This is a genomic window from Streptomyces sp. NPDC051315 (assembly GCF_044455165.1).
Lineage (GTDB): Bacteria > Actinomycetota > Actinomycetes > Streptomycetales > Streptomycetaceae > Streptomyces.
The window spans coordinates 14,770-27,234 of the sequence record NZ_JBITEN010000025.1 but is presented as its reverse complement, the minus strand read 5'-3'; the positions used below and the strand labels follow the sequence as shown (position 1 = coordinate 27,234).

Annotated in this window: 9 protein-coding genes and 1 pseudogene; 6 read left to right on the top strand and 4 right to left on the bottom strand. The window is 70.8% G+C overall.

Annotated elements, in window-relative coordinates:
* Window positions 1-62: 62 nt before the first annotated feature.
* The 3 genes and pseudogenes from ACIBBD_RS34375 to ACIBBD_RS34365 form a co-directional block, all read left to right on the top strand.
* Window positions 63-485 (top strand): annotated as a pseudogene (locus ACIBBD_RS34375) (oxidoreductase); the annotation flags it as partial.
* Window positions 486-581: 96 nt separating this feature from the next.
* On the top strand, window positions 582-791 hold the full coding sequence (locus ACIBBD_RS34370) for a 4-oxalocrotonate tautomerase family protein (RefSeq protein WP_399423508.1): 210 nt from the start codon (window positions 582-584) through the stop codon (window positions 789-791).
* Window positions 792-1,166: 375 nt separating this feature from the next.
* A complete protein-coding gene (locus ACIBBD_RS34365; RefSeq protein WP_399423507.1) occupies window positions 1,167-2,486 on the top strand; it encodes a cation:proton antiporter in 1,320 nt (439 codons plus the stop codon).
* 414 nt (window positions 2,487-2,900) lie between these two features.
* Here ACIBBD_RS34365 and ACIBBD_RS34360 read toward each other — a convergent pair whose 3' ends face one another.
* The 3 genes from ACIBBD_RS34360 to ACIBBD_RS34350 form a co-directional block, all read right to left on the bottom strand.
* Complete coding sequence (locus ACIBBD_RS34360) at window positions 2,901-3,779, bottom strand: alpha/beta fold hydrolase (protein WP_399423506.1); 879 nt, start codon at window positions 3,777-3,779, stop codon at window positions 2,901-2,903.
* Between the two features lie 773 nt (window positions 3,780-4,552).
* A complete protein-coding gene (locus ACIBBD_RS34355; RefSeq protein ID WP_399423505.1) occupies window positions 4,553-4,993 on the bottom strand; it encodes a VOC family protein in 441 nt (146 codons plus the stop codon).
* Window positions 4,994-5,406: 413 nt separating this feature from the next.
* Window positions 5,407-6,336, bottom strand: coding sequence for an alpha/beta hydrolase (locus ACIBBD_RS34350; protein ID WP_399423504.1), 930 nt, complete (start codon window positions 6,334-6,336; stop codon window positions 5,407-5,409).
* A gap of 109 nt (window positions 6,337-6,445) precedes the next feature.
* On the opposite strand from ACIBBD_RS34350, the gene ACIBBD_RS34345 reads away from it, so the two are divergent.
* Window positions 6,446-6,892, top strand: coding sequence for a MarR family winged helix-turn-helix transcriptional regulator (locus tag ACIBBD_RS34345; protein ID WP_399423503.1), 447 nt, complete (start codon window positions 6,446-6,448; stop codon window positions 6,890-6,892).
* 115 nt (window positions 6,893-7,007) lie between these two features.
* Here ACIBBD_RS34345 and ACIBBD_RS34340 read toward each other — a convergent pair whose 3' ends face one another.
* Window positions 7,008-9,797, bottom strand: coding sequence for a helix-turn-helix transcriptional regulator (locus ACIBBD_RS34340; RefSeq protein WP_399423502.1), 2,790 nt, complete (start codon window positions 9,795-9,797; stop codon window positions 7,008-7,010).
* A gap of 178 nt (window positions 9,798-9,975) precedes the next feature.
* Between ACIBBD_RS34340 and ACIBBD_RS34335 the strand changes: the two genes are divergently transcribed.
* Both ACIBBD_RS34335 and ACIBBD_RS34330 read left to right on the top strand, forming a co-directional pair.
* Window positions 9,976-10,890 carry an MBL fold metallo-hydrolase gene (locus ACIBBD_RS34335; RefSeq protein WP_399423501.1) on the top strand — a complete coding sequence of 305 codons (915 nt, stop codon included), beginning with the start codon at window positions 9,976-9,978 and terminating at the stop codon, window positions 10,888-10,890.
* Between the two features lie 22 nt (window positions 10,891-10,912).
* Window positions 10,913-12,403: a carboxylesterase/lipase family protein gene (locus ACIBBD_RS34330; protein WP_399423500.1), complete on the top strand. Its 1,491-nt coding sequence runs from the start codon at window positions 10,913-10,915 to the stop codon at window positions 12,401-12,403.
* Window positions 12,404-12,465 lie beyond the last annotated feature (62 nt).

Here is a 12,465-nt window from a genome sequence, read left to right as displayed (position 1 = left end):
GGTCACCGGAGCCTCCAGCGGCTTCGGAAACCTCACCGCACGGGCCCTGGCCGAGGCCGATCACAGCCAAGGCCGCGTTGGACGCCCTCGCCGAGAGCTACGCCGCCGAACTGGTCAAGTTCGGCATCGAGACAACCATCGTCGTCCCCGGCGCCTACCCGAGCGGCACCCACCACTTCGCTCACGCCGGCGCACCCGCCGACACCCTACGAGTCGCGGAGTACGACGCACCTTACGACCGGCTCAGAGACACCATGACCAAGGGTTTGAGCAGCATCCTCCCGCCCGGACATGAAGCAGCGGAGGTAGCCGGCGACATCATCCGCGTCATCGGCCTGCCCCACGGCGAACGCCCCTTCCGCACCCACGTCGACCCCAGCCGCGACGGCAGCGAGGTGGTATCGGTCGTGCACGACCGGATCAGGGCCGAGTTCTTCCACCGCGTCGGCATCGACGAATTGCTGACCCCCCACGCCAGCCTCTGACCACGCCGGCACCAGCGGCCAAACGGCCCCCATGGCCACACCCCTCCCGTACCCAGACTTCCACTCACGGAAGAACACACTCGAGGAGACACCCCCATGCCTTTCGCCAACTTCAAGGTCCCCGCAGGCACCATCACCGCCGAGGACAAGGAGAAGATCGTCAAGCGCACCACCGACCTGTACGCGGAGATCTACGGTGAACGGGCCCGTCCCACCACCGTCGTGCTGATCGACGAGGTCCCCGACGGCGGCTGGGGTGTCGCCGGCAACGTCCTGACCGCCGCCATGCTCAACGGCGACGCCTGACCTGCACCCTCTGTGTGGGCCCCGCACCACGCCGTAGGGCCCCCACGGCCGCAGCCCCCATCACCCCACACACCAGAGGAAGGTCTGCCGCGGCCTCTGCTGCTCTCATGGCGTACCGGGAGCTCAGGTCGCCGGTCGGTCACGCCGGGCCCGGTGCTGAAGGCCCGGATCGCGAGTCGAGTCGCCGAGGAACCGCCCTTCTCCGGGCCGAGTCCGTCTCGTAGTGCTGTGCTGCTGAAGCACGGCGTATGCGAGCCGGGGCCAAGGTTGCGTCGGTTTCATGCGGGCACGTGATCTTCAGTGATAGTTGGCTGGGGTTTCGTGCGGCGCGCGCGGGGCCACCGGGTGACATGGTGGAAGGACGGGCGCAGCGCAGTGACGATCGCCGATGCGGTGTTCGCGTGGTTGGGAGTGGGAGCGCTGCTCGCAGCAGTGCTGCCCCGAGTGGTGGCCGGGCGACCACTGTCGCTGCCCCTGGTGTTCCTGGTGGGTGGCATCGGCGTGTACCTGCTGCCCCTGCCGCTGCCTGTCATCGATCCGGTGGATGACCGGCTGCTGACGGAACACGTCACGGAGATCGGCGTGCTCATCGCGCTGATGGGCGCCGGACTGGCGCTCAATCGGCCCGTCGGCCGGCGTCGGTGGGCCTCCACGTGGCGATTGCTCGGTGTCACGATGCTCTTGACCGTCATGGGCACCGCCCTTGTGGCGTGGTGGCTGCTGGACTGGCCGCCGGCCGCCGCGCTCCTGCTGGCGGCCGTCCTCGCGCCGACCGATCCGGTGCTCGCCTCGGAGGTGCGGGTGGGTGAGCCCACTGAGGACGAGCACGACGAGGACGAGGTGCGTTTCTCCCTCACCAGCGAGGCGGGCCTCAACGACGGGCTCGCGTTCCCCTTGACGTACGCGGCTGTGGCCCTGGCTGCTGCCGCGGGTAGCGGCTGGTCGGCCGACTGGGTGGGCGCGTGGGTGGCGGAGGACGTCGCGTACAAGTGCACCGTAGGTGTGCTGAGCGGCCTGCTGGTCGGCCGACTGCTGGGCTGGCTGTTCTTCCGCCCCCGCTCGCCGGTCCTGCGGCTGTCCGAACATCGTGAGGGCTTCGTCGCGCTGGGCGCCACCTTCCTGTCCTACGGGGTGACCGAGCTGGTGGGCGGCTACGGCTTCCTCGCCGTGTTCACCACCGCGTGCACGATCCGGGCGGCCGAGCGCGCCCACGGCTTCCACAACATCCTCCACGACTTCGTGGAGCAGATCGAGCGCCTGTTCACCGCGGCGGTGCTGTTTCTGCTGGGCGCCTTCATCGCGCTGGGCGGCCTCGCCTCCCTGACCTGGCAGGGTGCCGTCGTCGCGCTGGTGCTTCTGCTGGTGATCCGGCCGCTGTCCGGCTGGGTCGGGCTCCTCGGGGGCCGCCTGCGCGGCCGGGAGCGATGGGTGGTCGCGTGCTACGGCATACGGGGCATCGGTTCGCTGTACTACCTCGCCTACGCGCTGGGAGAGCACGACTTCCCGGTGCCGGAGCGGGAGCTGTGGGCGGTGGTGACGTTCACCGTGCTGGCCTCGGTCGTGCTGCATGGTGTCACGTCGGGTCCGGTGGTGGCCCGGCTCGACCGGCTACGGGCTGCCGCACCCCCGCGACCAGAGGGCACAGACGGCGGAAACGGAGGAGCAGGCGGCACCGGTCGCAGCCCGGCACCATGATCCTGTCCACCGCGATGCCTGGATCCTGGGGCGGGCCGACCGGCCCATCAGTGCCACACCCGCTGCGCGACGGCTCTCGCGTGAGGACCACTTCGTCGGGGCGCGGACGGGGGACCGGCGACCGTGATCTTGGCCAGCGTCCGTGGGCGCCGGGACAAGGCGTACAGCAACCGCACATCCGCACCTGCCTCCGCAAGCGCGGCATCCGCCACGTCATCCCGGAGAACCAGGACCACAAGGCCGCCCCCTGTGCCGGGGTTCACGCGGCGGACGGCCTCCGGGCTTCGACAGGGACCGGTAAAGGGTCGCAGAACGGTGGAGGGAGCCATCGGAAAGCCCGAGCAGTTCAGAGCCGTCGCCACCCCCGAATGACAAGCGAGGGTACGTCTACCGCGGCGCTGTCACCGCCGCCGCTCACCTCATCGCTGATGATGGGTCGGCCGGCAAGAGCGCGGCGATTTCACCCAGAACCTGGGCCGCCGGTGCCGGGTCGACCAACCACTTCAGGTGGCTGCTGGCGAGCGTACGGACGTCGTAGGGGTTCTCCGGCGTCAAGGCGTCGCCCTCGCGGATCATGCGGTCCTGCATGGCGAGTGGCACGCTGGTGTCCTCGGCCAGCCGTACGTACGTCTTGGGGATCCGCCCCCAGGTGTCGGCCTGTGCCCGGTCATCGAGTGTGCCGGCGTCGAGGTTCTCGTCGGGCTGGAAGGTGTTGAGGAAGACCATGAACTCCTCGTCCGTGCCGTCGGCGAGGAAAGCCGCCTTGAAGGCCGCGAGGACGCCAGGGTCGGCGGTGCGGAAGTTGGAGCGCAGCAGCCCGAGCTCGGCAGGATTTCCGACCATCGCGGAGGCCAGCCCTGTGACGTCGACCGTGGCCATCTCGGGCTCGGCATAGTAGGCGCTGACGTCGAGGTCGACGGGGCACCAGGCGGAAACATAGACGATGCGGTCGATCAGGTCGGGCCGCTGATTGGCCGCAACGGTGGCCGTCAGGCCGCCTCGGCTGTGGGAGACGAGGATGACGGGCCCGTTCCGCTTGGCTCGCTCCAGTATCCCGATGAGGTGCGTGGCGTTGTCGGCGAGTGTGACGCCCGTGATGGCCCCGGGCGAGGTGGCGAACCCTTCGAGGTCCTGCGGCGCCTGATAGGCGCGCGGGTACGTCGCCGCGAACCCGTGCCCTGGAAGGTCGACGGCGACGGAGCGGTGTCCGAGGAGGCCGAGTTCGGCTTGGAGCGGCGCGAAGGAGAAGGAGTTCGCGAAAGCCCCGTGAACCAGTACGAACGTCGGTTGCATCTGTCTGCTCACTTTCTGGCCTCTGCGGCGTCGGCGGCACGCGCATGGCCAGTTCCGGCGCCGCGAACCACCTCACGGCCAAGGCCGGGGAACGAGTCGTCGTCCTGCGGCGTACCACCCCCGCCGCAGAGGCGTTTTTCGTGCATGGCAAGCGCCAGCGGTCAAGCGCGGAGTCACGAGGGTGACTTGGAGCGAGCTGCCCACCATCCGATGCCTCACAGTACGCAGTGAAAGATCGTCCGCACCACTCGGATGGGTCCTTCCGCTTGTGCGCTTCGCCGCCCACCCCCGTACGACCTTGGCTCGACGGACCGGCCTCCTCATCACCCTGTTGCCCGGCATGGTCGACCAAGGGCTCGCCGGCCTCATCCGGCTGGGCCTGACCCGGGCACAGGCGTGGTCCTCACCGTTGCGTCATGCCGCGGAGTGACGGACGTCCTCATCGCGCCTCCAGTGCGCCACACCGGAGGAAGGCGGCCGACGCCGCAGCCCAACCCTCCCTGTTCGTGGACCAGTTGCGGGTGATCACTGGTGTGCTCGCCGCCCCATGACCCGCACACCGGGCGCCGTGTGCGCGCACACCACGCCCGCGCCTCCCGGGCCTGGACGCGTGAACCGAGCCGGGCGGGGAGTTCTGGGGTTGGGCCTGGCCCGTCTTGTGGGGGGGGGTGCTGGCTTGCTCGGGAGATGGACGAGAGGGGCGTTCGTCGCCCGTCTTCCTCGTCCATCCAGCGGATTGTTCTGATCGCTCGCAGGTCGGCCTCGAAGGGCCGTTAGCTGTTCTGTTCGGCCAGGGCGAGGATGATGCCTGAGGGGCCGCGGAGATAGCAGAGGCGGTAGATGTCCTTGTACTGCGCTACCTCGCCGATTAGTTCGGCGCCGTGGGGGCGCAGGCGGGCGATGGTGTCGTCGATGTCGTCGACGGCGAACATGACCCGGTGCAGGCCCAGCGTGTTCGGCGGCGGGTTGTGCGATCCGTCGCCGATCGCCGCGGGGGTGTGGTACTGCGCCAGCTCCAGCTTGCCGTGGCCGTCCGGGGTCCGCATCATCGCGATGTCGCTGCGGACTCCGTCGAGTCCGACGGCCTGGTCCGCGAAGAGGCCCTCGATCTGCGCCTTGCCTTCGACCTCCATGCCCAGTTCGGCGAAGAAGGCGACGGCGGCGTCCAGGTCTTCGACGACGATGCCGACGTTGTCCATCCGCTGAAGCGTCATGACGGTTCTCCCTCTGCGGTGCGCGGCTCTTGCCCACCGGTATACCGAGGACGGAGCCGGAGTCCCCTCCTCGACACCCGTGAACGGGCTGGGTTCCGGAGGCCCGCTTCCGGCCCGTCCTGGGGCGCCCCAAGCCCCGAACGAGAACCCGCCCGCCCATACGCGACCCAAACAGTCAGGGAAGCCCTCCGTCGGACACCCGAATGAGACACCCCAGAGAGTCCGGAGAACCGTCCCACTTCGGCTCCGCGGCCCACCCGGTGGGGCCCTCTGGACTGCTGCGTCATCCACTCCCAGGTACTGGACTCCTCCCACCTGCGGTGCCGGGTGTCGAGGAGGTCGAACTACGTGTTGTCGGCGATGGTGCCCCTGCGGGCGTCGCGGACATCACGCGGGGGCCGCCGGGGTCGGCGTCAGTGGGCCGGTTCGAGGTGGTCGGCGCGCGGATGCCCGGCGCCGAGGTGGGTGGTGAGGAAGCGGGCGGCGCGGTCGAGCGCGGCGTCCGCCTCGTCGAGGCGGCCGTAGTGGTGCTGGAAGACGTGGGGGAGGCCGGGCCCGACTTCGAGCGTGACCTCGACGTCGTCGGCGCCCGCTCGGCCGGCCAGCCGGACCGCGTCGTCGAGCAGCACCTCGTTCGCCCCGACCTGCACGAGGAGTGGGGGCAGTCCGGTGAGGTCGGCGAACACCGGGCTGGCCAGGGGATGCGCCCGGTCGCCCGCGCCGACGTAGAGATCGGCGTAGGCGCGCACGTCGGCCTCGGTGAAAATGGGGTCGGCGCCCTCCTTGGAACGGATGCTTCCTCCAGCGAGGGTGAGGTCGACCCAGGGGGAGAAGACGACCACGGCGGCTGGTTGCGGCAGCCCGGCCTCCCGGGCCGCGAGCAGCGTGGCGATGCTCAAGCCGCCACCGGCGGAGTCACCGGCCACGACGAGGTCCCGTGGGTCGGTACCCGCCGCCAGCAGCTCGCGATATGCCGTGAGCCCGTCGTCGACGGCCGCGGGGAAAGGGTGCTCGGGCGCCAGCCGGTAATCCACCGACATCGCGCGCAGCCCGGCGCGGCGGGCCAGTTCACCGACCAGCCCCGCATGGGTGTCCGGGGAGCCGATGACGTAGCCGCCGCCGTGAAGGTAGAGCAGTCGGCCGCGGCCGGAGGCGTTGGCCGGCTCCAGCTCCAGGGTCGGCCGCCCGCCCAGGACTGTCCTGCGGGCGGCCACGCCCTCCGGCGCGGGGCGGGTGACGGCCGCCGTGAAATCGCTGCGCTGCTCCTCGACAGGGGGCCGCGTCTCACTGCGAGGGGCGGAACGGAGCAGGGCGTCCAGGGCGTCGCGCTGCTGTCGGGACATGTGGGGCCTCCATGGGTCGGGGTGCAAGGATGGATTCCTTGGAATCCATCTGTCCGAGCCCAACCGGATTCCAAGGAAGATGATTCCCAGGAATCTACTGGAGGTTGCTGTGAGGCACGTCACCCCGATCTTTGCCGACCTCGTCCGCGTCGAGACCCGGCTCTACAATGCGGTGAGCGCCCGGCTGCGCGCCGAACAAGGGCTGGGACTGGGACAGTTCGAGTTTCTGGAGATCATCGACCGCGTGCCGGGGTGCCGTGTGCTCGACATCGTCGGTGAACTGGCGATCACCGTGGGGGCCGTCAGCAAGGCGGTCGATCGGCTGGTGGCTGCGGGCTGGTGCCTGCGGGTCGCGCACCCCCAGGACCGCCGCTCGTCCGTCCTCCGCCTCACATCCGAGGGCAAGAAGCAGTTGGCCGCTTCCCGCCCCATTGTCGAAAGCGAACTCATCTCGCTGACGGCGGCGGTTCCCCCCGACGACCTGACCCGCATCTCCTCAACCCTGGCCACCCTTCGCGCGGCCCTCGAGGCGAAGTCCCACGGCCAGCCGGGCTGAGGGGGCGTGACCTACGCACGGCGTCCGACTCACCGGAGCCGAGCGGGAACGCTTCGCCCGCGAGGCCGACATCACGAGTTGCGTCGAGTGACCGCTTCCACGGCCCGGAGCGTCCTTATTCCTGGTGGGCCGCCGTCGTGAGGGTCCCCTCGATGAGATCGCGCAGCTGGGAACGGGCGGTGATGCCCAGCTTGGGGAAGCTGCGGTAAAGGTGCGAGCCGACCGTGCGCGGGGAGAGGAAGAGCCTCTCGCCGATCTCCCGGTTGGTCAGCCCGCGGGCAGCGAGCCGGACGATCTGCCGCTGTTGCGGGGAGAGTTCGGCGAGCGCGTCGGGGGCCGCATCCGTGACGTCGAGGCCGGCGGCGCGCGATTCGGCCCGGGCACGCTCGATCCACGGGCGCGCGCTCAGACGACGGAAGATCTCCAGGGCTTCGGTGAGCGGCCCACGGGCCTCTGCGATGCGCCGACGGCGCCGCAGCCACTCGGCGAGGTCCAGCAGGGTTTGCGCGCGTTCGAAGGGCCAGTACTCCAGGACCGGATCCGCCAGAGCCGCCCGGAAGTGCCCTTCGGCGTCCTCGGGGTCCGCCAGAAGGCCACGGGCTCGGCTGATCAGCGCACGCAGGCGGGGTGAGGCGTTGTCTGCCAGCGCGGTTGCGGAGCGCTCGACGACCAGGGCAGCCTCCTCCTGGCGACCGCTGCGCACAGCGGCGGCCGTCAGATCCGCGAGGGCCGGGTAGGAGGCGTGGTAGTGCACGGGTGCGCCATCTGCCGTGAAGACCGCGCGGAGTTGGCCGTATGCGCTCTCGTAGGCGCCTTCTGCGGCTGCCGCGGCACCGAGCGCACGACGGGCATAGACGGCGACCGAGCGGCTTTCCAGCGGATCGATCAGAGCGAGCGCGTCCTCGGCCCGGGCTCGGGCCGACGAGGAGTCGCCCTGGAAGGCCGACAGGGTGGCGTCCACGGTGGCCGCACAGGCCACGGCGTGGTCGAGGCCGGCCGCCCGGCCGACCGCGGTGGCGCGGGCGCAGGCCTCACGGGCCTGTTCCCACCGTCCTCGCTCCACATAGGCCCAGGCGACTGCGCCGCCCAGCCCCTCGGGCAGCGCTCCCTGCACCTGCCAGCGGTCGAAGGCCTCGTCGAAGGCGCGAACGGCCTGCGCGGTCTCGTCCAGGAGCCACGCCATGATTCCGACGGCGGTGAGCCGCTCGGGCCGGTCTTCCGCATCGGCAGCCAACCGCGGCAGCGCGGAGAGGAGGTGGGCCCGGTTGTCGATGGGGTCCGACACGGCCCTCACCCAGGTGCGCAAGCCTGGGTGTGAGGCGTTCTCGGGAAGGCGCCGCAGGATGTCCTGGATGCGGTGGCGCTGGGTGTCCTCTCCGGAGTAGAAGCGGGCCACGGCGGCGCCGGCCACGAGGTCCAGCCCGGCCGCGGGCTGGGAGACCGCCCACTTCGCGGCCGCGTCGGCCAGTCGGGAGAAGACCACGGTGTGGCGCACGGTCAGGACCGCCAGCCGTCCGGCCTGCACGGCGGCGGACGCCAGCAGCGACGGGTCATCCGTCCGAGCGCGTGCCGCGGCGGTCAGTTCCTCGACCCAGGCGATGTCTCCGGTGAACACGGCCGCCGCGGCGGCTTCGACCAGCAGCCGGGCACTGTCCTCGCGCTGCGGTGCGAGTTCCGCGGCGCGCTGCAGGGCCTGGGCCGCCGCTGCATGGCCGCCGCGGCGGCGGGCCCGGCCGGCGGTCCGTTCCAGCTCCGCCGACACAGCCGCGTCCGGGTGCGGGCAGGCGGCGGCAAGATGCCAGGCACGCCGGTCCGGTTCGTCCCGCAGCATCTCGGCGAGCGCGAGGTGAGCCTCGCGCTGGGCTCCCGATGACGCGGCGTGGTACCCGGCGGAGCGGGCCAGTGGGTGGCGGAACCGCAGATGCCGGCCGGTCCGCCGGACCAGCCCGGCCTGCTCGGCCGGCAGCCAGGCCGCGTCCTCGGCGCGCGGCAGCCCCGCCGCGACGGCGATCGCACAGTCGGCGCTGTCCATGGCGGCCAGGAGCAGCAGAGCCCGCCTGGTGGAGGCGGGGAGACTGTTCAGGCGGGCGGCGAAGATCCGCTCCAGGTGATCGGTGAGCGGAAGCGGACCTGCGGACGGCAGCCCCGCGGCCGTCTTCGGTGCTGAGGCTGTCCTCGCCAGTTCCACCAGCGCCAGCGGGTTGCCGCCTGCCTGGTCGAGGATCCGCGACCTGGTGTGCCCGGTGGGGCTCTTCGGCTGCAGGTCCAGCAGCTGATTGGCCGAAGCGTTGTCGAGCGGTCCCAGGGTGAGCGTCGGCACATGACGGCCGAATCCCGGGAGGTGATCGCCGCCACGAGCCCCGATCAGCATCGTGACCGGTTCACCTTCCAGCCGTCTGGCAACGAAGGACAGCGCGTCCAGGGAAGCACGGTCGAGCCACTGCGCATCGTCCAGCACCACGAGCACCCGATGGTGGTCGCCCAGGCCCGACAACAGGCTCAGGACGGCGACCCCGACCAGCATGAGATCGGCTCCCGACGCGGCCGACCCCGCGCCGAAGGCGTCCCGCAGCGCAGCGCGCTGCCTTTCTGGCAGTCCCTCCACCTCGGCCAGCACCGGCCGCAGCAACTGATGCAGTCCGGAGAACGCCAGGCTCGACTCCGACTCGCTTCCCTCGGCACGCAGTACCCGAGCACCACCGGCTGCGGCCCGGCGCGCCGCGTGCTCCAGCAGCGCGCTCTTCCCGGTGCCCACATCACCAACCAGCATCAGCACCTTCTCGGCCGACACCGAGTCCACCGCACGCGTCAGGCGTGCCCATTCCGCGTCCCGGCCGACGATCAGCTCCCCCGGATCCGGCTCCGGTCCCACGACCGCACCGCGGTCGCCTGTGTGCCCGCCCACGTCAGTCTCCCGGAATCGCGGCTTTCGATCGGAGTCGCTCACCCTGGCCCACCCAGGCTACTAGCGGCCGGCCCGGTGCCCGGGCCATGCGCACAGGTGCAGTCGCGTGACGGATACCGCGCGCGCCGAGGCCGCTCGTACGGTCCCAGGAAAACCTCCGCATTCCCAAGGACGCCCCATGGAACAGATCACGCTCGGCAACGTCACCGTCACGCGGGTATGGGAGTACTTCGGTTCCGTCGAAATGACGCCCGACACCTTCTTCCCCGGAAGTCCGAAGGAAGCGTGGGACGGCGGCGCCTCCTGGCTGACCCCGCATTTCCTCGATTCCGCTACCAATACCGTCAATTCCGCGATCCAGACCTGGCTGCTGCGCAGCGGAGGCAGGACCATCCTCGTCGACACCGGCGTGGGCAACCACAAGGACCGCCCGTACGCGCCGGTCTGGAACCGCCTCGAAACAGGCTTCCTGGCCAATCTCGCGCGCGCCGGCGTCGAGCCCGAGGACGTGGACATCGTGATCAACACACATCTCCACATCGATCACGTCGGCTGGAACACGTACCTGAGCGGCCGGCAGTGGGTGCCCACATTCCCCAACGCCACCTATCTGATGCCGAAGGACGACTTCGACTTCTGGAATCCCGAGAACGACCACAAGCCACTGCTCGGCCGCGGCAACCAGAATGTCTTCGAGGACAGCGTGGCCCCGGTGCACCAGGCCGGCCAGACGCTGCTGTGGGAGAACAGCCACCAGATCGACGCCGACCTCCGCCTCGACCCGGCTCCCGGACACACCCCCGGTTCCTCCGTACTGACCCTCACCTCCGGGACGGACCGCGCGGTATTCGTCGGCGACATGCTGCACAGCCCCGTGCAGATCCTCGAGCCCGACTCCAACAGTTGCTTCTGCGAGGACCCCGCGGGCGCCCGCGCCACCCGCCGCAAGGTGCTGGGCTGGGCGGCCGACAACAACGCACTCGTGATCCCCGCGCATCTCGGCGGCCACGGCGCCGCCGAAGTGGCACGCGCGGGAGACAAGTTCACCATCAAGGGCTGGGCTCCCTTCGCCCCGTACACCGAGCAGGCTTGAGTCCTGCGGAAGGACACGAGACATGAGCCACCACCCCGAACCCATCGTGACCACGGCGCAGGGAGCCGTCCGCGGCCTGCGCCGGGGCGACACGGCCGTTTTCCTCGGCATCCCCTACGCGGCCCCGCCGCGCGGCGGCGGCCGGTTCGCGCCGCCCCGGCCGCACGAGCCGTGGGACGGCCTACGGGACGCCACCGTGCCCGGACCCAACGCCCCGCAGTCCGAGCGCAAGCTCGGCAGCGTCGACATGTCCCCCTACTTCGGCACCGGTTGGAGCCGCGGCGCGGACTACCTCACCGCCAACGTCTGGACGCCCGCCGACGCGAACGGCGACCTGCCGGTCATGGTGTTCGTCCACGGCGGCGGATTCGTCGCCGGATCGACGCGGTCCGCGCTGTACGACGGCTCCGCCTTCGCCCGCGACGGCGTCGTCCTCGTCACCCTCAACTACCGGCTCGGCATCGCCGGGTTCCTCGACATCCCCGGCGCGCCCGCCAACCGCGGCCTGCTCGACGTTGTCGCCGCGCTGCGCTGGGTGCGGGAGAACGTCGCCGCCTTCGGCGGTGACCCGCACAACGTCACCCTCTTCGGCCAGTCGGCCGGGGCGACCGTCGTCGGCGGCCTCCTCGCCGCCCCGGAAGCCGCTGGCCTCTTCCGCCGGGCGATCGTCCAGAGCGGCAGCGGCCTGGGGGCGTTCACCACCGAGCAGGCTGCCCGCGTCACCCACGCAGCGGCCGAGGCCCTGGGCATCGAACCTCATGTCGACGCCTTCGCGGAGATCTCCGACGAGCGCCTGGTCGAGGCCGCCTCCGGGCTCGCGGGCATCGACCTGCAGACCGAGTCGCACCACGATCCACTGATCGGACTCAGCCCCTTCAGCCTGGTCCTCGACACGCAGCCCGCCGAATCCGTGGCCGCAGGCCTGAGCGCCGACGTCGACCTGCTCATCGGGACCAACACCGAGGAGGGAAACCTGTACCTGGTCCCGGTGGGCAGGTACGCCACCTCGACCGCCGGTGACGTCGACGATGCGGCGGCGCGTTCGCACCCGGAACCGGCGCGACTCGTCGAGACGTACCGCAAGACACGCCCCGAGGCGTCCTTCGGCGAGCTGCGCTCCGCCATCATGGGCGACGCGCTGTTCGGCGCAGGTAGCTGGGCCTTGGCCGGCGCGCATGCCGCTCACCCCGAATCAGCCACATACGCCTACGAGTTCGCCTGGCGCTCGCACGCCCTGGACGGAGAGCTCGGCGCCACCCACGCGGTCGAGCTGCCGTTCGTCTTCGATGTCGCCCACCTTCCGCAACTGCGCGGCCCCGCCGCCCTGCTCGGCCCTGACAAGCCCCCCGCGGATCTCGCCGCCCGTATGCACCAGACATGGGTCCGGTTCGCCAGGACCGGCAGCCCCGGCTGGGACCCGTACGACGACGAGCGCCGGGCCACCATGCGCATCGACGCCGAGTGGACCCGGGCCGACGACCCACGCGGCCAGGAACGACAGGCCTGGCGCTGACCGACCTGCCCTGCCGGCCGGGCCTCTTCGTGGACCGTCTGCGGCAGGAAGGCGTGTGGACC

Coding starts and splice junctions, on each gene's coding strand:
- ACIBBD_RS34355 (WP_399423505.1), bottom strand. CDS start 4,993: ATGACGCTTCAGCGGATGGACAACGTCGGCATCGTCGTCGAAGACCTG.
- ACIBBD_RS34335 (WP_399423501.1), top strand. CDS start 9,976: ATGGAACAGATCACGCTCGGCAACGTCACCGTCACGCGGGTATGGGAG.
- ACIBBD_RS34330 (WP_399423500.1), top strand. CDS start 10,913: ATGAGCCACCACCCCGAACCCATCGTGACCACGGCGCAGGGAGCCGTC.
- ACIBBD_RS34350 (WP_399423504.1), bottom strand. CDS start 6,336: ATGTCCCGACAGCAGCGCGACGCCCTGGACGCCCTGCTCCGTTCCGCC.
- ACIBBD_RS34370 (WP_399423508.1), top strand. CDS start 582: ATGCCTTTCGCCAACTTCAAGGTCCCCGCAGGCACCATCACCGCCGAG.
- ACIBBD_RS34360 (WP_399423506.1), bottom strand. CDS start 3,779: ATGCAACCGACGTTCGTACTGGTTCACGGGGCTTTCGCGAACTCCTTC.